Genomic DNA, 21,386 nt, shown 5'->3' with positions numbered 1-21,386 from the left:
CGCTAACTTCACGCGGCCGGGAAAGAGACATTGGCGGTGGCTGGGGCAGAGCCTGGCCGGGTGGAGGCTGGCACTTCGTTCATCTCGGCGGCCAGGCGATGCCCCGGTTGGAGCACCGGGGCGTCGCTTGGCCTCCAAGCTGTCGATGCGCGCCACCCGCTATCTGGCCAAGCTCTGCCCCAGCCACCGCTTTTCCTCGCGGCAAAACGTCTCATTCTCCTGGCTCGACGGCCGCAGCCACAATGGCATGCGGGAGCGGCTGCTCGATGTGTTCGATGGAATCTGGATCGACTCGCTCAACGGCGACAAGTATCGGATCGGAAAGCTTACGCCCGACGGGCAACCGGATCCAAGCGTGTTTTCCACACCGTTTCGCCGCGAAGGAATTCAGGTCGGCACGGCCATTTCGCTCTTCTCGCGCCGGCTCGCGCACACCTCTTCAGCCAACTTGTGCTACTTGGCCGAAAGAGCCCGGATTTCTTCCCCCAGGTCGGCGACCGCAACTTCTTTGTCGAAGCGCGCCGCCGCGAGTCGGTCACGACATGGGCGCGGGGCACGGTTACGTCTATTCTCGCCGACAATTTCGGCAACGGCTTCAGTAATTTCTTTCCCCTGTACCTGCACCGGTTGCAAACAGGCAACGGGGACCTGTTCGACGCTTCGACGAAAGCAGTACGAATGCTGAACCTATCCGAGGCCGCCCAGCAATACCTAGAGCGGTGCGACGCCGATCATGGCGAATTGGTTTTTTTCCATGTGGTCGCGATCATGCACTCCCCGCTTTTTCGAGGCGAAAACGCGGCGGCGCTGCGCCAGGGGTGGCCACGCATTCCGTTGCCGGCCGACCGCGCATCGCTGGAGGCGTCGGCGGCGCTAGGCGAGCAGCTCGCCGCACTGTTGGATACCGAGGCCGGCGTGGCCGGCGTCACGTCGGGTAAGCTCGCGCCGGTGTTGAAAACCATCGGGCTGACGACGAAAGCCGGCGGCGGCTCGCTCGACCCGGCGCGGGGCGACCTGGCGGTGACCGCCGGCTGGGCGCATCACGGGCAAGAGGGCGTGACGATGCCCGCCAAGGGCCGCATGGAAACACCGGCCTACGACGACGCCGAGCGGGAGGCGATGGCCGCCCAGGCTGCGGCACGTGAAACGTCGCTCGACGATCTGCGAGGATTGCTAGGCGCGACGACTTGCGACGTGTTTCTCAACGACCGCGCTTATTGGCGGAACGTCCCGATCAACGTCTGGGAGTACACGATCGGCGGCTATCAGGTGATGAAGAAATGGCTCAGTTGTCGCGAGCGGGAGATTTTGGGGCGCGACTTGAAGCCCGAAGAGGCCCGCGAAGTGATGAACATGGCCCGCCGCATCGCCGCCATCCTCCTTTTGCAGCCACAGCTCGACGCCAACTACCGTCGCACCAAAGACGCCGCCTTCGACTGGTCGAGCGTCAGCGGCGGTTAGACGGCGCGAGCTTCGTGGCCCTGAATGGGACCGCTGTTGGGGCAGCGCGATGCGCGCCGATCTAACCGGCCCGCCTTCACCTGAACGCCGCACCGCCCCAAGCAGCGTGCCGTTGGGGCGATGCCGCGCGCGGCGCTCGCTTTTTCTTAGCCGGTCGCGTACCGATTGCGCGACCGGCTATCTTGCGCACGCTCTTTGCGCGTGTGCGCCCGCTTCCTTGTAGAGCCGATCAAACGACCGCTGATCGCCCGCCGGCCCAAATGGCTGGGCGTCTTGCTTTGAGCCGGCCCTTCAACGAATGAAGCCGAGGGAGCGGCAGAAGTTCTTCGAGCAGCAAGTGGACGCGTCGGCAATCGTCGGCGATGCCGAGATCAAAGGGCCCGGCCTTCGCGGGCCAACGAGGACGCTCGCCTTGCTCGGCGCCGCTCAGGCGTCGGGCTTCAGTGTATACGTCGCATCGACAACCGCTCTCGGCTTTCTCACGCATGCTGTTGGCATAACCCTGCCGTTTGCGGTCTACACCGGCATGACCAGCACGATCGCGTTCATCATCGGTCCCGCGGGATGGTTGGCCGCCGGGCTCTGGGGCGCATGGAAGCTGACGCAGGCCGAGTGGAAGAAGCTCATTCCGGCCCTGGTCTATATTATTGCCGTCAACAGCCGAGGAGGCCCGGGCGGGGGCGGGTTCGCGATACCATCGCCGCCGCCACCGAGATCTCCGGTGAATCCCAGCGGAGGCGCCGCAGCTCGCTGATGCGGGAACAACTGCCGGCGCGGAACGCGGCGCTGAACCGAGAAACCAGCAAAGATTTGCGGGCGAGGAGCGAACCACAAAATGAACAATGGTTGTGTCAGTTTAATTTGCCGGTCCCACAGCGCCGAGAACCTATGGCCGACGAACCTGACGATTCGCCAAGACTTGAAGTTGCGGTCACGCATTCCCCCCTGCATTTTCCTTACGCGACTTTCTGAGAACCATACACATGACCCAAGACCGGAATGACCCGGACGCATTTATTGCCGCGGCAGTGGCGAACGCTCTCGAAAACACCCAAATCAGCCGGTTTCACACCAAGGGCGGTCACGGGTTCGCGGCCGAAGAAGCAAACGCGCTTGCCGACCGCGCGGTTGGCCGAAAAGTCAACATGGTCGGCGCCAATCACGCCGCCAACGGGCCTGACCGTATTGTCGACGGCGTGCAAATTCAGACGAAATACTGTCAGACGCCGCGACTAACAATCGGAGACGCTTTCGACACGCAGACAGGGTTGTACCGCTATCGCGGGCAATCACTGGAGGTGCCTAGCGACCAGTACGACGAATGCGTGCGCCTGATGAAACAGAAAATCCTCAACGGCCGTGTTCCCGGTATTATGGATCCGCGGGAAGCCGAGCGCCTGGTCGGGAAGGGCGAGGTGACCTACAAGCAGGCGCGCAACATTGCTCGGTCGGGAACGGTCGACTCGCTGCTTTTCGACGCCAAAACGCAAGCTGTGACAAGCTCGTATGTCTTCGCGATCAGCTTCGGCATACAGTTCGCGCGCTGCAAATGGAGCGGTGAGAGAACGCCGGAGGCGGTGAGGTCGGCGGTGGCAAGTGGGATCATCTCTGGAGCTTCCAGCACGATTACAGGGATCGTGGCCGCGCAGGTCCTGCGGACGCGCATAGCAGCCCTCGGTGCCGTACACGCCAGACATGGGATGCGGGTCGTCGCTTCGACGACCGTCGGGCGGAAAGCGATTCAGTCCGTCGCCCAGGCATCCCTTGGCCGTGCGGTGTACGGTGCCGCGGCCGTTAACCACGTCGCGAAGCTATTGCGGAGCAACGTCATTACGTCGACAATCGTCGTCGCGCTGACCTCGACGCCGGACTTTTACCGTGCGGCGATCGCCCGCAACATCTCTTGGCGGCAGTTCTCCAAGAACCTCGTGGCCGCCGCGAGCGGCGTCGCCACCGGCGTGGGAGGATGGATGGGCGGCGCCGCGGCGGGTGCCGCGCTTGGCAGCGTCGTGCCCGCGATAGGAACCGCTGCCGGTGGCGTCGTCGGTGGCATTGTGGGCGCGGTCGCCTGCGGCTGGCTCGGCTCGGCAGGGGCAAAAGTCGTGTTGGACCGACTAGCCGAGGACGATGCGAAGCGGATGTTGCGGTTCGTCCACGAAGTAGTCGAGGAACTCGCAATCGACTATCTGCTATGCGAGGCCGAGATAAAGGAACTAATCGAAAACGTGAAGACGAAGGTTGACCCCGCGTGGCTGCGTTCGATGTATCAAGCCGGCAAAGGCGCCGATCCTGACGCCGCACGCCGTACTTTTGCGCACGGCGAACTCGATGAGGTCTGCCTAACAATTACGAAGAAGCGAGAGAAGGTGGCGCTTCCAGCTCCCGAGCAAGTCCAGGCTGAAATTGAGGAGCTAGCCGATGAAGTATTGGAAGCGGACGCGTAGCTTCAAAAACGCCGTTCCTTTCAGAAGCAAGCGAGGACACCGATAGTTCAGGTCGAGGTTCGAGGGCAGGACGAGGGCGGTCTTAGTCGCCAAGCATCGTCGACCGCACCACGCGCGTTTTAAACTATGGCTGCCTTGTTCCGTCCGCTGCGGCATAAAGCTCGCCATCGTTAATCAGCTTTCGACGCCGGCGCGGCTTCGCGCGCCGCCGGCCGCAGTTTTCCGAGTCGCGCACGCGCCAACTCAATGTGTCGCTCATTCGCGTCGATCTGGTCGTCAAGCCGTCTTAGTCGTGTTCGCGCCTTTTTAATTTCATTCTTCGCTTGCTGGATCGCGATCATCGCTCGCTCGGCAGACTTGGAACTACGTGTGTTGCTAATCGCCTTGTTCAGGCTTGGAAGTTTGCGCTCAATGCTTTGGATCTCCGACTCAACCTTGCCGCGTTCTGCCTCGAGCCGCGCGATGTCGGCGCCCCACGTTTCGATTGACGCTTGTATATATTTCAGCGTCGCAATCTTCCTCGGCAACCGGGTGTGCATCGGCTTGCGGTTCGTCGTCCGGCGCCTCTGAATCGCGTACGTCAACGGTTGCCTCGGGCAGCTCAGGCGGCGCTGGGATGCCTTGCGGAGGCAGGTTTTGCGCCGCGGTTGTCGGAAACGAACGTTTCGTTTGCGGAACAAACCTCAATTCGTAGAGGCTAAGCAGCGAGTCGCCACTGAGCGTGATCGCAAAGTATGAATCTAACGGAACAGCACTGGCGACCACGCCGCTTTGAGGCGCGCCAACGATACGTGCCACGCCTTGGCGCGCGGCCGCGTCGAGCCAGCTTTCAGCGATGCAAGCGTGGCCGGCGGTCAATTCCTGAGTCACGGTCTCGCCGACATTGGAAAGATCGCGGGACTGAAAACCAAATGAAATTGAGCCGCGCTCGACGCGAAACCGCGCCACCATTTTTGTTTCCGCGGGATCTTCCTCATGAAAAATCATCCGTCTTAGACCGATGCGGTCTCCGTTTTCGCCTTGGCATTTGATCGCCATGCTGTCGTCGTATTGACGTGCTTCAAAGCGATCTCGGATGTCGGTCCAGCGCGAATCGACCAAGCCCAGGAACCATACGCGGTCTAGTGGATAAAAGCGGTCGGTGTTCAGCGGGAAACGCGGTGCGGCGCTCGATGTTACACGCGGCGCCCCCGCCATTGACCGCTGGCGCGCGGCGACAGCATTAAAATCGACTCGCCCTTCCGGCGCCGTACTCTGCGAACTGGGCTTCGTTGGCGGCGAGGCGGAGGGCGAGGCACCGCCCGTCATGGCGACGCGCGTGCGAACGTCGGGAGGTAGAGCATTAGGCGCTGGTTCCGCGAATTGATGGCGATCGTCGCGCGCGGCCATCGCGCCGAACTGGTTGGCACGGTACTGCCTGACGGCCACATACGCTGTCAGGCATAGGGGAATTGCGCCGACCAGAGTCCAAAACGAGCGACCAAGAAGCCGATAAAAAGCGATCTTGCTCCGTTCATTTGCCAGCCAGCGAGCCGTGGCCACCGGTTCCCCTTGAACCGGAACCTGCACGGCAGTGACGGGCGCGACCGACGCAACTGGAAGGGGCACCAACGGTACAGCGGTCGCGAGGCGAGGTGGCACCGTAACGCTAACGGCTTGAGGCGACCCCGCTTGAATTTCCCGCGGCCCGGACGGCGCGGCATTCATCGTGCCGGCTTCGACTGAACGTCGCTCCCACGCGCGCGCATCATCATCCTCGCGTGCCGTCATCGCGAGATGATGTCGCAACTTTCGGTCGTAGCCGATCTTTTCGCCCGGTTTCAGCAGGCACACGCGCGCGGCGGCCAGCTCGTTCAAAAGGCGCTGCGAGACCTCCGCGTGCTGGCTCAGTTGAAACGTGCGGACATGGGCCATCCGCTGGTCGGCGGCGCTCCCGATGGCGTCGACGTCGCCTTCAAACATCGTCAGACCGAGCAGGCGGTAATGATTGGCGGGCTGCTCGGCCGGCGGAATGCCAAGCCACTTGTGATAAGGGTCAAATGCCTGCGTCATCACCGCACCATCCCGAATGGCCTCCTTTGTCAAACGCCACTTCGGTGATTATCGCCCTTTGCCGTCATGCTGACAAGATGGCGGAGCGAAACCGGCGGCATTTGGTTGCGCGCCTTTGTTCCACAAGAAAGGATTTGCAGGCCGGCAGCGAACCACCTAGATTATGGTTTGCCACGCTGGCCAAAGCCCGTCGTTGTCGTCGAGATGACGAAGCCACGCGCGACGTAAGAAAACCATTCCGAAATGGCCGCAACCCTTCCCGCACTGATTAACCACCTGCGCCGCGTGGCAATCGTCGGGCTGCCGAACTCCGGCAAGACCGTGCTGCTCACGTCGCTCTTGATCCACCTGGAAAACCGGTCGGACCGATCTTTGTCACGCGCAGCACGGCGGTATTCCCCAGCCGCTCCGCCGCCGACTATAATTGGTGGGCAACTATTATGGAGTTTCGTATGCAATCCCTGTTGATCCAAGCAGTCTACGAAAACGGCGTTCTTAGGCCGGAGCAACCGTTGCCGCTTGCCGAACACGAGCGAGTGCAGGTTTCTATTCATCCCGCTCCGCGGCAGCCCTTTGTCGAGAGCACCGACGATCCAGTTCGCGCGAGCTATGGGATGTTGGGATGGACGGGCGACGCCGAGACAGCCGAGCGCCTGGCCCTCGACGCTGAGTTTGGCGTTGAGGAATCGCCGTGACTTTCAGCGACATCCCCGCCAGCGCGTCGCTCTTTATCGACGCCAATACGTTTGTCTATCACTTCATGCCGCATCCAACCCTGGGCATCGCGTGTGCGAACTTGCTCGCGAGAATCAAACGCGGCGAGCTGTTCGCCGCCACTTCGACGCACGTCTTAAACGATGTGGCGCATCGTGTCATGACAACCGAAGCGGTGGCGAAACTCGGATGGCCGGTCGCGGGAATCGCGCAGCGTCTTCGCAAACACCCGGCCGAAATCATGCGGCTCTCCCTCTTTCGAAAGGCGATCGACGACGTAAACCAGTTCGGCGTCCGAATCGTTGTGCCCCCAGCGTCGATTAACACTGCCGCCACAGCCGTCAGTCAGCAATACGGCCTGCTGAGCGGCGACGCGCTAATCGTGGCCATCATGCAACAGTTCGGGTTAGCGTCGATCGCCAGTCACGACGCCGACTTTGATCGCGTCCCTTGGATCACACGTTACAGCCCAGCCTAACGCGTTTGTCGCGCAGCCGCGTTCGCTCCGCCGCCAATACATCTTCTCCGCCGGGTTCATCCCGATGGAAAGCACGACTGCGTGGCTGCTAGGTCACGCGCTCGACCGAGGCAAGCTCGGTCGGGGCGAGAGTTGAGAGATGCTCGCGCTTTAGCCAGTCAATCAGCGCTCGCCGGACACAAGGCCCGGACGGGGCGGACCGCGCGTGATGTTGTGCGCGGCTCGCAAGACCGCGCAGGCGGGACGCCTGCACCACAAGGCCGCCGCTCCGCGGGGCTCGTCCCCGTGGCCGGCACGATTGACCGGCTAACACGCCGCGCACCGCGACCCGATCTTCTCCGCCGGGTTCATCCCGGTGGCAAGCACGAGTCGTCAGCCTGCCAAGTCATGTGCTCGACCGAGGCAAGCTCGGCCGGGGCGTGGGGCTCGGGCCCGGCCGCCCTTTAGCCAGTCAATCACCGCTCGCCGGGCACAATCGCGTCAAGCGGTTCCTTCCGTCGACTGGAAAGCCGGTTTTCGCCATGAACGGAGACCACTTCACCGAAAAGGCATACCCATTCTTCAGGGCGATGACATACATGGGCTATGACTTCAAGGCCGTTCCACCAACAGGACGTTCCATCGCGAATGAAGACCCCGTTGACAACTACATCAAGGACCGCCTTGACGCGGCTCTAATAGAGCAGGCCGCCGGCCGGCCACAGCACATAACGCTTCTATCGCACGACCACTTCCACGCCGCGACTCTCGCTCAGATTGTCGATGCTGGGGGCAGCATCGCATTGATCGGTTTCCCGGAGTGGTTGGCGCCTGACCTCTTGGCACTTGAAGGCGACCGTTGCGAAGTGCTCGACCTGGAGCGGGACGTCGGTGCGTTCTCGTATCGACTGGCGCGGCCGTATCTGCCGCGAGGTGGCCGGCGAGCCATGTGAACAAGCGACACGCGAGAATTCGATCGCCGCCTGCGCAGTCGTTGCGTCGCGGCGTGCGGACCGTACGGTCGATCTCGCGGGCGGTTAGCGCCAAAAGATTTCGGGGCGGGCACGCATCGTTTAACTGTGCGTTCCACATCCTTCAAGTCAAACGGAGAATCATGACATGAAAGTTCAGCCTGACCAGTTCCCAGCCAAGATTGATTTTGGTGGGCTTGCCGGAAGCCAAGACTGTTACGTGAGCGCTGCCCCAAAGTTTTATTCCAAAGATGGTCTCGTTGATTTAATTATTGAGACGCCGAGCAGAGGTCGCGAGACGAGATTGACGGGTTTCTTGGTGACGCCCAAGCTTCGATAAACTCGCGCACGCTTGCCAGCACCGTTGGTCGAAAGGCCTCCGCGTCGACGACCGCGGGATAGGCCGTGTCTCGGCCGCGGGCAAGCACGAGCACGCCGTGGCGATATCCGCCTAGGTGGGCGACGCGGGGGCTGGAAGTGTCTTAAAGTTGAGTTGGTCTTGCCGACGCTGCGTTCGACCCCATCGAGCTCGCCTCGATGGTGAAGCAGATGGTGAGCTAGACGGCGCCCTCGCACCAACGCCTTCTTCGACCCCATCCGGCTTGCCCGGATGGTGAAGGAGATTGCCCTGCTACCGTCGCCGAGAACAATCTTATTCACCATCCAGGCAAGCTGGATGAGGCCTCATCACTCGGCTGTCGCAGCGTTGACTAGTGCCCCGTCCAGACTGAATTTTCGGGTAGAGCCGCTTCAATTTAACCCTTGCTTTGTCGATCGTGAATTGCCAATCGACGGCCCGTTGTTTCTCGTTGACGCGGGTTGACCATGCGGCAATTTCGGATTGCAGCGTCGCGAGGTCGCCGATCCGTCGGTCCGACAGGCATTGGCTGGTCATGCAACTCAACTCGCATTCCGCTACGTTGAGCCAACTGCCGTGCTTGGGGATGTAAACGAAGTCGATCCGCCGCACGTAGTCGCGGGCCTTCTCGGGCGGGAACGCTTCGTAGAACGCCCCCTTGGTGTGCGTGTTCAAGTTGTCGCAGACCAACGTGATCCGATCGACACCGGCGTAGCGAGTATCGAGCAAATGGGCGACTTCTTGAGCCCAATCGTCCTTGGTGCGGCGCGGCCGGGCCGTCGTTTGGCGGAAGCCGGAGAGCGGTTCGGCAAACATGAAGATGCTGGCCGTCCCCTTCCGTTCGTATTCATAATCGACCCGCTCGGGATGGTTCTTGGTCGCCGGAATCGGCACGCGAGTCTCGCCGATGAGTTGCACCGGCTGCTCGTCCATGCACACGACCGGGCGGTCGGGGTTGTAGGCTTTTTCGTAAGTCTCCAGCACCTCCTCCATGCTGGCGACGAACTCGCCATTGGCGTCGGGAGGAATCACCCAATACTGGATTTTCCGCTTGGTCATGCCGTTTTTTTTTAGCGTCTGACGAACCGTCTCCGGGCTGATCGATTCAACGACCTCCAGTTCCACCACTTGATCCGCCAGCAGCCGTAGCGTCCAATGGCCGTAGCCGGCGGGTGGCTTGCCCAACCGCATGGCGATCAATTTCGCCTCGCCGTCGCCGTCGAGCAATTTCGGCGTCGGCGGCGTTGCGCGGCTCTTCCGAACCAGCGCCCCCTGGAAGCCGTCCAGGACGAATGCTTGCCGCACGTTCTCGACCGTCCGCGTCCGGCAACCGACCGCCTCGCTGATCTTCGCGTCATCCCATGCTGGCCCGTTGGCGTCGGCCTTGAGCAAGATCGTCGCCCGCCGCAGTTTCTCCGACTTGCCCGTTCCTTCTTGATGGTCGCTTCGCAAATCGCCCGTTCTTCGTCCGTGAGCCGCACGATATACTTTTTGTTCATCTGAACCTCCTTGTTGACGCGGAGGTTCCCCAAAATCGACGGCCTTGGCAACCCGAAAATTTAGTCTGGACGGGGCACTAGACCAGATCCAATCATTCGCTTTTTTTCCTGATTGCGGCCAACGGGGCGCCAACCCACCGGCGGGGTTTCTCCATGATTGCCGGAACCGCCTCACGATGGCGCTTGTTCGCAGCCCTGTCCGGCGCGGCAGGGTGGCTCGCCAGCACAAAGGCACCCCTCGGCGGATGCCATGTTCGTGCGTGACAAAGCGGCGATCACCACCTGGCAAGGGTTCAGGGTTCAGCAGTTGCGACTCTTTTCCGCGGGGGGGAAACAAACCACCCAGCCTTTTGCGTCACTGAAAACGCGAGGTCGTTTGATCGGTTTGGCAAATTCGCCAGTGGCGTGAGCGGCTCACGTTTTTCGCGCCGCGGCGACTCGCTTGGCTTTGCTGCGCCGCGGGCGCGTGTCAGCGACCGCTTCGGTGGAGAGGATGAGCCGCCGCCCGACGGCGGCCGCGTAACGCCAGAGTGTGCCGAGCGTCGGGTTCTTGTTGTGGCCGTTTTCCAGGCGTGAGAGGGCCGGCTGGTCGATACCACAGCGCCGCGACACCTCAGCCAGCGTGAGTCCCGCCGCTTCCCGGGCCCGCTTGATCTCATCGACGAACGGGCGCAACTCGCGATATTCGCCCTGCAGATCGAAATTCGCCCCCTCGCCGCTGGCGATCAACTCTTCGGGCGACGGATGCCAGTTGCGGAACATCGCTCGGATGGCCCGGTGCCGCGCACGGTCTTCGGCAGTCCACTCGACCGGCGCCCGAGCCTTGGCGTCGTTGTTCTTATGGTTCGTATTTTCCTTCATCGTTTCTTGCTCTTCTTTCTCGGACCGGGCGGCGGGACTTCATAAGCCGTGATGTGCCAATAGTTCCCCTCCGGGTCGTCTTCCAGATCCCAGATAAAAACGACCTGGCCCATAAACCTTTCTTGGCGTGTTTGTATTATAATACAATTCGGCTTGCCGGCGGTCAAGGCCGGCGTACTCGTGCGTTTGCCGCGTCAGGCGGAGTTCCTCCATGAATTGCCACGACCGTTTCGCGACGGCGCGTGTTGGCAGCCCTGTCCGGCGCGGCAGACTGGCTCGTCAGCACAAAAGCACCCCTCGGCGGATGCCACGTTCGTGCGCGACCAAGCGGCGATCACCACCCCAAGGCAACATCGGCCAACGGGCTACGCCAGCCGCATCGAGCAACTACGCCAGACAGCCGATTTGCGCGTGGAGTTTACTTGCGGGCGTTGCGTTTGCCAGCGGCCGCCTTGCCGCGGGCCGCTTCCGCTTGGCCCTCATCCAATGCCCGGTAGAGCTTGTCGAACGTGGCCAGGCTGGGCGATCGGCGCGCTTGCTCGATGCGGTTGATTCGTTTCGGGACGCACCCCCGCCCGGCGGGCCAACTCGACTTGCGACCAGCCCAGCGCCTGCCGCGAGCGGATCAGCTTGCGGGCCATCAGGGCCGGCGGCAGCTCCGGCCCGCGCGGCTCGCCCGCCAATCGCAGGAAATCGGCCCCGGGCAGGATCACGAACCGCTCGCCCGCCAGCGCTACCGTTTGAATGGTGGCGGTCGCGCCCGATCATCAGTCGTGGAGGGTGACGCATCCGCAAGGCTGCTGGAGGCGAGAGACTGCGGGGACCGAGTCTGATAAAATGTTCACCTACGGCACAAAAGTAGCTGAAACAATACCGTATGGCTAGTAACCGCCAAAATGGCAGGCAGGCCGCCGGATTTTTTTGGATAGTTTGGGCTGCTTGGCTGCCTTCGAAATTGGTTGGCAGCCTTTGAATCGACCACAACATGTTGTGGTTCTCACAACGACAACCACAAGATGTGCCAAGATGGCCAACTGCGAACAAAATGAGTTGCCGCGAACCGAAGATCACCAGCGCGCTGGTGATCTCCGCTGGAGAGACGCCGACGCTACGTCAGGCGCAGTGCGGCACGAGCGCGGCTGTGGGAACTTGGCAGCCTTCGAAATTGGTTGGCAGCCTTCGAATCGACCACAACATGTTGTGGTTCTCACAACGACAACCACAAGATGTGCCAAGATGGCCAACTGCGAACAAAATGAGTTGCCGGGGACCGAAGATCACCGGCGCGCTGGTGGTCTCCGCCGGCGAGACGCCGACGCTACGTCAGGTGCGGCACGAGCGCTGCCGTGGGGACTTGGCAGCCTTCGAAATTGGTTGGCAGCCTTCGAACTCCGAAGTCGACGCCTTGTCGCCGCGCGTCGATGGCTCGGCGCCGTCAGATCGCGTTGAAACGGGCGGGTGCCAGGCGGCGCAAGTGCTTGTGTATAAACGGTTTCGGCTAGCATCGCTGCCGAAACAAAAGGGGGATCTCGTTGCGCTCCGCCGCGCGCGGCGGACGACCGTAAAACTCGCCGCCGCGCGCGGCGGGAACGCGGCGGCCCGTGCCTTGCAGCGGCAGGCGCGGACGCGACACACGTGTCGCGTCGACCCTGGCGTTTGTGCCAGAGCCGCACTACGAGAAAAAACGCCATGACGCACCTCTTTCCAACCTTTCTGACCGAGGCAACGGAGTACGACCAAGCCGAGCGATATTGGGCGCGGCTGTTTGCCGAGATTCCGGAAGTTGATCGACGTGGGTAAGTGGGGAAGAGGTTGGTCTCAAGGATGCGGCAGGTATTCGGGCCGGTCCTCCGACTTAGGCGGCAGTAGGCTGCACCCTCCAACTTGCCCTCTTGCCGGCCCTCGTTTATGATGCGGCCAGATGAATCGACGGACGTTGATGCGTCCGGCGTTCGTTCCTGCCTGCCATCATGCCCGCCAAACCGATGGGAAAAACACCATGCTGACCATTCTCGGCCAAGAGACCGCAGGTTTTTGCGATGGATTGAGCCGCCGCAGTTTTCTCAAGATCGGCGGCATGGCACTCGGCGGGTTGTCGCTCGCGCAGTTGTTGGCCGCCGAGGCCAAGGCGGGCGCCGGCCGCTCGCACAAGGCGATCATCAATATCTTTCTGCCAGGCGGCCCGCCACATCTCGATATGTGGGACATCAAAACCGAAGCCCCGGCCGAGATTCGCGGCGAGTTCTCCGCCATCCCGACCAACGTGCCGGGCATCGAAATCAGCGAGATGTTTCCACGCATCGCCGGCATGATGGACAAGTTCATTCCCATCCGCACGATCGTCGGCGCCTTCGGCGGTCACGACGGCTATCAGTGCATGACCGGCCGCGTGCCGAACAATCCGCCCGGCGGCGGCTGGCCCGCCATGGGCGCCTGGGTCTCGAAAGTGCAGGGGCCGACCCAGCCCGGCGTTCCGCCGCACCTGTCGCTGATGTGGAAGACCGGGGCCAGCGGCTGGGGAAACCCTGGCAATGGCGGCTTCCTGGGGGCGGCGCATGCTCCCTTCCGCTTGGTGGGCGACGGCGGGCAAAAGATGGCCGGCGATATGGTGCTGGGCGGCATCACGCTCGACCGGCTCCGCGACCGCACGTCGCTGCTCGGCGCTTTCGACCACTTCCGCCGCCAGGCCGACACGACCGGAGTGATGGAGGGCATGGACACCTACGCACGGCAGGCGATGGGCATTCTCACTTCGTCGGGCCTGGCCGACGCGCTCGACCTGTCGAAGGAGGATCCGCGCATCGTCGAACGCTATGGCCAGAACGATCCGACCTACCAGCGCGACGGCGCACCGCGAATGGTGGAGAATTTTTGTATTGCCCGGCGGCTGGTCGAGGCCGGGGCGCGGGTCGTGTCGATGAACTTCAGCCGCTGGGACTGGCACGGCCCCGATGGGATGAATTACGTGCAAGGCCGCGTCGATATGCCGCTCTTGGACCAGGCGCTTTCGGCGCTAGTCGGCGATCTCCACGAGCGCGGGCTGGACCGCGACGTGTCGGTGGTCTGCTGGGGCGAGTTCGGCCGCACGCCGCGGATCAACAAGATGGCCAGCCGCGACCACTGGCCGCAGGTGTCGTGCGCCATCATGGCCGGCGGCGGCATGCGGACCGGCCAGGTGATCGGCCGCACCAACCGACTGGGCGAGTACGCCGCCGCGCGCCCGGTCACGTTCCAGGAAGTGTTCGCCACGCTCTACCGCAACATCGGCATCGACGTGAACACCGTCACCGCGCTCGACACCCACGGGCGGCCACAGTATCTGGTGGATAACGGCACGCAGCCGATGGCCGAAGTCGTGTAGGTAGGGTGGGACCAGCGAGCTTGCGAGCGCCGGCCCACCGTAATCGACGTCACCAACGGTGGGCCGGCGCTCGCAAGCTCGCTGGTCCCACGCTACGGTGCTTCCTCAACACGCCTCAGAAACTTCGTGGTGAATGCCTTCTCGGCATCGACCGCGCCGGGTTTGAGGAGTTCGAGTTCTTCCAACTGCTGAGCCAGCTTCTGCCAGCGATCGAGCGACATGCTGCCGATGCCGTGCTCGTTGGCGGCGTCGTCGAGCACCAGGGGCCGCAATGCCTTGACGCCGTAGGCCAGTGCGGCGAGATCCATCTCGGCGTTGATTTCGTGGATGTAGTCGTTGGTCTTTTCAGGGTGGTCAATATAGTGTTGCCAGCCGCGGATGCTGGCGGCGACCATTTTGGCGACGATCTCCTCGTGCTGTCGCAAGTACGTTTCGCTCGTAACGAGCACGCTGGTGTAGGGGTTAAAGCCCAGGTCGGCGACCAGCAGCGACTTGGGATCGCCTCCCTGCTGTTCGGCCACAAACGGCTCGCTGAACAGATAGGCTTGCTGGGCGAAGTTCTTGTCATTGAGAAACGCCGCGACGCTTCCTTGATAGGGCACAATCGTCACCCCCTCCAACGGCACATGCCGCTCTAAGAACGACGAAAACGGCTGCGGGTTCATGGCGATCGTCATGTTCTTCAGATCGCCGAAGTCGTTGATGTCTGAGGCGAGATGGACCATGATGCACCGCGGGCTGATTTGCAGCGGCGCCATCAGCGCCACTGCCTCGACCTCTTCCGCCCGTGCCAAGAGCAGGCCGTCGGCGTTGGTGATGCCGAACTCCATCTCTCCGCGGTCGACTTGCGGCAGGACCGGCGCGGACGGCCCGCCCTTGACGATTTCCACATCGAGTCCCGCATCGCGATAGTAGCCTTCGCGCAAGGCCGCGTAATAGCCGCCGTGTTCCGCCTCCGGATACCAGTTCAAGAACAAGCGCACCTGATTTGTCGCGGGCGTCGTAGCCGGTGCTTCTTCGTCAACGCTTCCACAACCAAGCGCCAGCGTCAGCAGGATGAGAGATGAGAGATACGGGATGAGGGATTTTGCAGACCAGCCTTTCATAAGTTCAACCTCATCCCTCATCTCTCACCCCTGATCCCTCATTCCTCATCCGCGTTTGTGGCTCAGCAGCCACTCATAAAGCTCCGGATTCTCATACGTCTGGGTCCACGAGTCGTGGGCGGCTTCGGGATAGACGGTGAACTTCACGTCCGCGCCGGCTTTTTTCAGTGCGTCGACCATTTCCTGAGAGCGTTCTAGCTTTACGGATTCGTCCTTGGCGCCGTGAAAGACCCAGATCGGCAGTTGTTTGAGCTTCGGTGCGTCTTCCGGGTCGCCGCCGCCGCAGATCGGCACGATGGCCGCGAAATAGTCGGGATGCTCGGCGGCCAGCATCCAGGTGCCGAAACCGCCCATGCTCAGCCCCGTCAAGTAAACGCGGTCGCGGTCGACGCGATAGTCGGCCAGCACCTCGTCGAGCAGGGCCTTGAGCGCGTCGGGGTTCCAGCCCCGGCGCCGGCTCTGCGGCGAAACCACAATGAAGGGAAAGTCGGGTTGGTTCTCGACGATCTTGGGCGGTCCGTGAATCTTGACCTTTTCCAGGTCTTTGCCCGACTCGCCCGCTCCGTGCAGAAACAGAATCAGCGGCCACTGCTTGTCGCTTTTGTCGTAGCCTGCGGGCAAGAACAACAGATAGTTGAGCTTGACCGTGATCGTGATTTCTTTTTCGAAGTGCTTGTCTTGCTGCCCGGCCCCGGCAGTCTGTGCAAAAGCCAACGCTAGCAGGGGCAGAGCAAGGCCAATCAAGTTCGGTCGGCCGATGGAAAGCGGTGTGCGGGTCATGGGATGTTCCTGAACGTGAGATAAGGCGATTAGCTTGATCGCGACTTGATTGTGCTCGATCGAGACGCGGGCATCAAGTTCTCGGAAATGTGTTTCTCTGGTCAACCGCCGATGGGACGCCGGCGCTTGACCGCCCGCGCGGGTGACTTCGGCGTCTTCTTTTGGGCCGATTTGGTCTCGACGGGCGTCTTCTCCGCATCGCGCTGAGCGCGGCCCGACAACCAGGAGCCGAGACCCAGCATGATTGCGGCGCCGGCGGCCGCCGCAATCAGCCAGCCGGCCGCGGCCTGCGTTCTCTTGCGGCGCAGGCGGGCCACCGTGATGGAACTGGGCGGGGAACGGAAGGTGTTCGAGCCGCCCGACATCACCGTTTCCGTGTTGCTCGCCGCCTTCCCAATGCCCGAACTGCCCGCGATCCGCTGCAAAAAGCTGTCCAGGCCGTCGTCGTCCGGGGCCGGAATTTCGATGTGCGTGACCGTCGATTCCGCTTCCGATGTGCCGGCCATCAACGATTCGAGCGCGTGGACGACCTCGCGCATCGATTGCGGCCGATGGTCGGGCAGCTTGGCGATCATCCGCTGATAGAACAGGTCGAGCGCGGGCGGAACGTCGCCGCGCTGGGCGCGTAAAGCGGGAACCGGCTGCTCGCGATGGGCGATCATCTTCTGCATCATGGTTTCGCCGGCGTAAGGCGAGTGCCCGATCAGCAGGCGATAGAGCGTGCAACCGAGGCTGTAGATGTCGGAGCGGTGATCGGCCGTGCGGCTGTCGTAGCTTTGCTCCGGCGCCATGTAATCCACCGTGCCCAGCACCTGGCCGGAGGTGGTCAGCTCGGTGCATCCGGCCGCCAGCGGCACCGACAGCGAATGCTCGACGCGGGCCAGCCCCAGGTCGAGAATCTTGACCACCCCGCGTGGGTTGACCATCAGGTTGGCGGGCTTGATGTCGCGGTGGATGATTCCTTCGCCGTGGGCATAGTCGAGTCCACGGGCGGCCTGCAGGACGCAGTTCATGGCCTGGTCGACGGTCAGCGGGCCGTGGGCCTTGATGTGGTCCGAGAGAGTGCCGCCTTCGACGTACTCCATGACCAGATAATGCAGGCCGCGCGATTCGCCCGCGTCATAGGCCGTGACGATGTTGGGGTGCGCAAGCCGAGCGGCCAACTCCACTTCCTTATAAAACCGGTTGACATGCACCTCGGAGCTGGTGGCCTGGCTGGGCAAAACCTTGAGCGCCACAATCCGCTTCATGCGGCGGTGTTCGGCCTTGTAGACTTGCCCCATGGCGCCTTCGCCGATTTTATCCAGCACGAGGTACTCGCCAAACGTGAGCGAGCGACTGTGGCCCTGGATGATCTGCACGGCCTGAAAACGAGTGATCTTGCCGCGGCGGATCAGCTCGCGGGCCAAGGTGTTGGGCGTGCTTTCGAGCTGCTCCGGCGTCAGATGCCGCTGCATCTTCGCCAGCTCTTCCATGGGGAGCAGGTTCTGCTCCGCCATGCTCGCGATGAATTCCCGCGTGTTCATGCCCTGTTCCTCAGAGCGGCCTCGGTTCTTTGCCGGCTACCCCCCCTTCAAAAGCAGTTGCCACAAATCGCGAAAGCTCATTTGTACCCTAGCGCTAGCGCGAATGCCAGCGGCCTGTAGGCGAGGGGGGGAGGGAGGGAGGTGACGGAGCGAGGGCTTGCCCCCCGTCGGGCCATGTTACGCGCGGAAGATGCCTATTGGCCGCCTTGCCAGTAGGTGAAGCCGGGGCGGTCGAAGTGCGGATACATCGAGAAGCCATACAGGCCCGGATTGAACCCGCCGTCCCAGTAGCCATAGGAAAGCGTGGCGGCGCGGCCTCGGTATTCGTTGTTGTCGTAGGCGCTGCCGCTGCTGCCCGTCAAGCCGCGTCCGAAAAGAGCATGGTCGAAGTGCGGGCTGCTCGGCGGATAGATATCGAGCGGCGCCGAGCGTCGCGGCCCATTGCTGGCGAATTGCGTCGTCTGGCGGCGCGGCCGGTTGGGCCCGACACTCCAGTAGCCGTTGCCCGGAAAACCCGCGTCCGCGTGCGAGGTGCAAGCGGCCACGACCACTGCCAGAGCCAGTGCTAAACGTTTCATCGAATCACCTTCGGGCGGGAGAATCGGCGATCTCGTTCCCTATTCCCCGTTATCGGCAAAACCGCGGAGGTTGTCCAGGAAGAATTCGCAAACTTTGTGGCCGCCGTGACCGCTGCTGGCGAATATGCCGGACGAAGCAACCATGACGGAAACTTGCAAGTTGCCCGGTTTGCCTCTTTGAGCACGCCCGACAGGACTCGAACCTGTAACCTGCGGATTAGAAATCCGCTGCTCTATCCGATTGAGCTACGGGCGCATGCGAGCGGCCGCATGCTTCGGCATATTGTACTCCGCAGGCATGACTGCGGTAGCGACCGAAAAAACGATCTTGCCGCCGAGCGGCCCGCACCGGTAGAACGGCAGCGTGCGGGCGGTTTTTCTCGACCCGATTTCAGAAAAAGGGAGTTCCTTCCATGCTGCGAGTGCATCTCTTCGCCGTTTTGTTGACCGTCGGCGTCTTCGTGCCAGATGCCTTTGCGAATCGCGGTCCTGAACGGACCGTCGAGCTGGCCACGCAGGTGCTGCACGACATCATGACCATCCCCATTCGGCAGATCCCCGAAAACCTGCTCTCCGAAGCTCAGGGAATCGCGATCGTTCCCGGCGTGATCAAGGTCGGTTTCGTGGGCGGCATTCGTCGCGGACGCGGCGTGGTGATGGTCCGCGATCGTGAGGGCGACTGGGGCCTTCCGCAATTCGTGATTCTCACGGGAGGCAGCGTCGGCTGGCAGGCCGGCGTCCAGGCCACCGACGTGATTCTGGTCTTTCGGACCAGCCAGAGCATCGAGGGACTGTTGAACGGCACATGCACGCTAGGCGTCGGTGCGTCGCTGGCCGCCGGTCCGGTGGGCCGAAGTGCAGAAGCCGCCACCGATCCGCGCTTGCAGGCGGAAGTGCTCTCCTACTCGCGCGGCCGAGGCGTGTTCGCCGGTGTCGCCATCGACGGCTCGGCCATCGAAATTGACGGGCAATCGCACCAGTTGTTTTACGGGTCGCCGCCGAACCTGCTGCCCGCAGCCGTGCCCGAGTCGGCCGTGCGTCTGCTCGCGGAGGTGACTTCGCTGACGGGTGGAAAGGACGTTCCAATCCAACTTCCGCTCCCCGGTGTCGGCGCCGCCGGCGTCCAGGTGCCGACGCAGGCAGATGGGCTGCGTGTCGAACTATCGCAACATGCCGCCCGGCTTTATGCGCTACTCGATGACCGTTGGCGGCAGTACCTGGCGTTGCCGAGTGAGGTTTTTTCGGGAACCAGTCCCCCGCGTCTCGATTCGCTCAAAGCCGCTTTGCAACAATTCGATCGCGTGGCGGCGGACGCGAAGTTCCGTGGGCTGAGCGAGCGGACTGAGTTTCAGTTCGTGCATGACGATTTGCGCAATTACATCGACCTGTGGGCCAAACAGACGCCGCTGGACTTGCCGCCTCCGCCGGTCGAGCAGAAGGTGAAGAAGTAATGAGGTTCGGTGGCTGGCGGCGATGCGGCCGGGCTGCTGGTGCCAGCATGTGGTCTTTGTCGACGTACTTTGCCGGCAGCAAGATCTTAGCTGGGGCGATCGAGCGAACCCACCTTCGAGTTTGACAGTCGTTATGGTTGGTTGTTAGAGTTGCCCAAAGCAAAGTTGCAACGGATGGGTGGCCGAGTGGTCGAAGGCGGCAGTCTTGAAAACTGCTTTAGGCGAGAGTCTAACGGGGGTTCGAATCCCTCCCCATCCGCTCTCGACAACCCTAGAAAACGCCTTGTTTTCCGGGGTTTTTTCGTCGGTGCTTACCGATCGGCACGCATCGGTTTTCGCTGCACTGGACTGCACCGAATTGCACGGTTCTGTGCTCGAAAAGCGGACGAAACCGGCGCTTACGCGCTGATCGGGGCGGACTTCAAAAGGTTCCAAAATCTCGGTACGTCCCTGCCGGCAGCGGCGAAGGAGTCCATGGCCTCTCCCGCTTCTGGCGAATTGTGAACCCCAGTCGCAGCAACCGCCTGGGCAATCCGACTTGAACTCTCCCTTCTCGTAGCGGGCCCGGAACTCTGCCGACGGCCAGGCTTTGTCCCCGTCGTCGATGCCCATGGTTTTCAGGCTGGTCATGTGGTGGCCATCCACGGTGCCGCGAAAGACACTCATCTTGGACCCTCGTTTTCGGAGCCCCATGCCGCTTCCGACCAGTTGCGGGCGAGCTGCATTTAGGTGCGCGCGGTCCGCGGCGAGAGCCGCTGGTCTTTGTCCTGTTGGAAGTGCATGCGGAACGCCTTGCGCGCGGACCTCGTGCCTCGCGCCGAGGAGTGGCCCTGGTGCAGCCTATATCGCTGGCTGCACGGCGCGGCCGACGACAAGTCCGTCCTTGCCTCTTGGCCGCTCCCGCGTAAATCCGGCTGGGCGGAATGTGTCAAATGCCCCACCGAGCGAGGCGGAGTTGGCCGCGATTCGCCGCAGCGTGGAACGTGGCCGCCCCTAGCCTGGATTCCCATTGTCCCTTATCGGCTAAAGGTTCGCGGGCGGGACACCGCTAATTCCTGGGCTTTTTTGACAGACTGCCATAGGTGATTTCTTTACTTAAAACGAAAGCCGCGGACTGCATCCGACAACGGATCGTCGAACTCCGCAAGCAAAACCAGTCCATCTACGATATCAGCCAGGCCCTGAAGAAAGAATGCCTGCCACGCACCCCCGTCGCCGTGGGACAGGCCTTGCGGCAGGAGGGATTTGCCAAGTTGCCGCGTAAAGCTTCGCCTAACCCGGTACGCTGGTGCCGTACACCAACCCGAAGCGCCTGCGAGGAACGTGAAAAAGAGGCAAAACCTCGCTTGCGCTTCGGGTTAGTGTGAAAATGGGAACGAGTTCGGCGAAGGTTTACGGTTGCCGCGACGCGGCGACGACGAGCGTCCACCGGGCGTCAAGCCCACGGCGGCGGACCGCGCCGATGTGCGGACGTTGAACCTCCAACCACGCACCCTGCGCACCAAGTTCGGCGGACTGTTTCTGTTCCTGCCCGCCCTGGCGGAAATGGCCTTCGACCAAACGCTCGAACCCTGCGGCTTGCCCGGCACGAAGTGCGTCCCCGCCGCCCACGCGCTGCGCAGTCTGCTGGCCTTGAAACTGTTCGGCAGCCAGCGGCACACGCACGTCATGAGCGCCGTGCTCGACGAAGGACTGGCGTTGTTCGCCGGACTGAACGTGATTCCCAAGCGGTCGTTCCTGACGGAGTATAGTTGCCGCATCCCGCCG

20 protein-coding genes and 2 tRNA genes are annotated in these 21,386 nt (G+C 62.3%); 12 read left to right on the top strand and 10 right to left on the bottom strand.

All coding sequences use genetic code 11. The features are described 5' to 3' along the window. Positions 1–36 precede the first annotated feature (36 nt). The 3 genes from VNH11_31765 (at position 37) to VNH11_31755 (ending at position 3,905) form a co-directional block, all read left to right on the top strand. Positions 37–1,461 (top strand): type ISP restriction/modification enzyme, encoded by a 1,425-nt coding sequence (locus tag VNH11_31765; protein HVA50961.1) that lies wholly within the window; start codon positions 37–39, stop codon positions 1,459–1,461. Positions 1,462–1,798: 337 nt separating this feature from the next. Beyond that, positions 1,799–2,215 (top strand): hypothetical protein, encoded by a 417-nt coding sequence (locus VNH11_31760; GenBank protein ID HVA50960.1) that lies wholly within the window; start codon positions 1,799–1,801, stop codon positions 2,213–2,215. Between the two features lie 229 nt (positions 2,216–2,444). Then, positions 2,445–3,905 (top strand): hypothetical protein, encoded by a 1,461-nt coding sequence (locus VNH11_31755; GenBank protein HVA50959.1) that lies wholly within the window; start codon positions 2,445–2,447, stop codon positions 3,903–3,905. A gap of 170 nt (positions 3,906–4,075) precedes the next feature. Here the strand turns inward: VNH11_31755 and VNH11_31750 are convergent, their stop codons facing one another. Further along, a complete protein-coding gene (locus tag VNH11_31750; GenBank protein HVA50958.1) occupies positions 4,076–4,246 on the bottom strand; it encodes a hypothetical protein in 171 nt (56 codons plus the stop codon). A gap of 88 nt (positions 4,247–4,334) precedes the next feature. After that, complete coding sequence (locus VNH11_31745; protein ID HVA50957.1) at positions 4,335–5,957, bottom strand: hypothetical protein; 1,623 nt, start codon at positions 5,955–5,957, stop codon at positions 4,335–4,337. A 452-nt stretch (positions 5,958–6,409) separates the two neighbouring features. Between VNH11_31745 and VNH11_31740 the strand changes: the two genes are divergently transcribed. From VNH11_31740 to VNH11_31725, 4 genes are all read left to right on the top strand, one after another. Further along, a complete protein-coding gene (locus tag VNH11_31740; protein ID HVA50956.1) occupies positions 6,410–6,652 on the top strand; it encodes an antitoxin family protein in 243 nt (80 codons plus the stop codon). Further along, on the top strand, positions 6,649–7,149 hold the full coding sequence (locus tag VNH11_31735; GenBank protein HVA50955.1) for a type II toxin-antitoxin system VapC family toxin: 501 nt from the start codon (positions 6,649–6,651) through the stop codon (positions 7,147–7,149). The genes VNH11_31740 and VNH11_31735 overlap by 4 nt, the downstream gene beginning before the upstream one ends. A gap of 521 nt (positions 7,150–7,670) precedes the next feature. Continuing rightward, positions 7,671–8,081 carry a hypothetical protein gene (locus VNH11_31730; GenBank protein ID HVA50954.1) on the top strand — a complete coding sequence of 137 codons (411 nt, stop codon included), beginning with the start codon at positions 7,671–7,673 and terminating at the stop codon, positions 8,079–8,081. A 166-nt stretch (positions 8,082–8,247) separates the two neighbouring features. Continuing rightward, positions 8,248–8,439, top strand: coding sequence for a hypothetical protein (locus tag VNH11_31725; GenBank protein HVA50953.1), 192 nt, complete (start codon positions 8,248–8,250; stop codon positions 8,437–8,439). 312 nt (positions 8,440–8,751) lie between these two features. On the opposite strand, the gene VNH11_31720 is transcribed toward VNH11_31725, so the two are convergent. The 3 genes from VNH11_31720 to VNH11_31710 all read right to left on the bottom strand — a co-directional run bounded on the left by VNH11_31720 (position 8,752) and on the right by VNH11_31710 (position 11,530). After that, positions 8,752–9,909, bottom strand: a complete 1,158-nt coding sequence (locus VNH11_31720; protein ID HVA50952.1) for an IS630 family transposase — start codon at positions 9,907–9,909, stop codon at positions 8,752–8,754. A 461-nt stretch (positions 9,910–10,370) separates the two neighbouring features. Then, positions 10,371–10,817 (bottom strand): helix-turn-helix transcriptional regulator, encoded by a 447-nt coding sequence (locus VNH11_31715; GenBank protein ID HVA50951.1) that lies wholly within the window; start codon positions 10,815–10,817, stop codon positions 10,371–10,373. Positions 10,818–11,296: 479 nt separating this feature from the next. Continuing rightward, complete coding sequence (locus VNH11_31710; GenBank protein ID HVA50950.1) at positions 11,297–11,530, bottom strand: hypothetical protein; 234 nt, start codon at positions 11,528–11,530, stop codon at positions 11,297–11,299. A 1,286-nt stretch (positions 11,531–12,816) separates the two neighbouring features. Here VNH11_31710 and VNH11_31705 point away from each other — a divergent pair. After that, complete coding sequence (locus VNH11_31705; protein HVA50949.1) at positions 12,817–14,178, top strand: DUF1501 domain-containing protein; 1,362 nt, start codon at positions 12,817–12,819, stop codon at positions 14,176–14,178. 92 nt (positions 14,179–14,270) lie between these two features. On the opposite strand, the gene VNH11_31700 is transcribed toward VNH11_31705, so the two are convergent. The 5 genes from VNH11_31700 to VNH11_31680 form a co-directional block, all read right to left on the bottom strand. Beyond that, positions 14,271–15,284, bottom strand: a complete 1,014-nt coding sequence (locus VNH11_31700) for an ABC transporter substrate-binding protein (GenBank protein HVA50948.1) — start codon at positions 15,282–15,284, stop codon at positions 14,271–14,273. A 45-nt stretch (positions 15,285–15,329) separates the two neighbouring features. After that, positions 15,330–16,064, bottom strand: a complete 735-nt coding sequence (locus VNH11_31695) for a prolyl oligopeptidase family serine peptidase (GenBank protein HVA50947.1) — start codon at positions 16,062–16,064, stop codon at positions 15,330–15,332. Positions 16,065–16,165: 101 nt separating this feature from the next. Continuing rightward, the gene (locus VNH11_31690) at positions 16,166–17,590 is read right to left on the bottom strand and encodes a serine/threonine-protein kinase (protein ID HVA50946.1); all 1,425 of its coding nucleotides are present in this window, start codon (positions 17,588–17,590) and stop codon (positions 16,166–16,168) included. 194 nt (positions 17,591–17,784) lie between these two features. After that, the gene (locus VNH11_31685) at positions 17,785–18,168 is read right to left on the bottom strand and encodes a hypothetical protein (GenBank protein ID HVA50945.1); all 384 of its coding nucleotides are present in this window, start codon (positions 18,166–18,168) and stop codon (positions 17,785–17,787) included. Positions 18,169–18,350: 182 nt separating this feature from the next. After that, positions 18,351–18,424, bottom strand: a tRNA-Arg gene (locus tag VNH11_31680). A 157-nt stretch (positions 18,425–18,581) separates the two neighbouring features. Here VNH11_31680 and VNH11_31675 point away from each other — a divergent pair. From VNH11_31675 to VNH11_31660, 4 genes are all read left to right on the top strand, one after another. Further along, on the top strand, positions 18,582–19,619 hold the full coding sequence (locus VNH11_31675; protein ID HVA50944.1) for a lipid-binding SYLF domain-containing protein: 1,038 nt from the start codon (positions 18,582–18,584) through the stop codon (positions 19,617–19,619). Between the two features lie 172 nt (positions 19,620–19,791). Further along, positions 19,792–19,878, top strand: a tRNA-Ser gene (locus VNH11_31670). Positions 19,879–20,701: 823 nt separating this feature from the next. Next, positions 20,702–20,986, top strand: coding sequence for a hypothetical protein (locus tag VNH11_31665; GenBank protein HVA50943.1), 285 nt, complete (start codon positions 20,702–20,704; stop codon positions 20,984–20,986). Between the two features lie 31 nt (positions 20,987–21,017). Further along, a partial coding sequence (locus VNH11_31660; GenBank protein ID HVA50942.1) for a hypothetical protein occupies positions 21,018–21,386 on the top strand: 369 nt, incomplete at its 3' end.

The organism is Pirellulales bacterium (assembly GCA_035533075.1).
GTDB lineage: Bacteria > Planctomycetota > Planctomycetia > Pirellulales > JAICIG01 > DASSFG01.
This window is presented reverse-complemented; position numbering and strand designations above follow the sequence as displayed.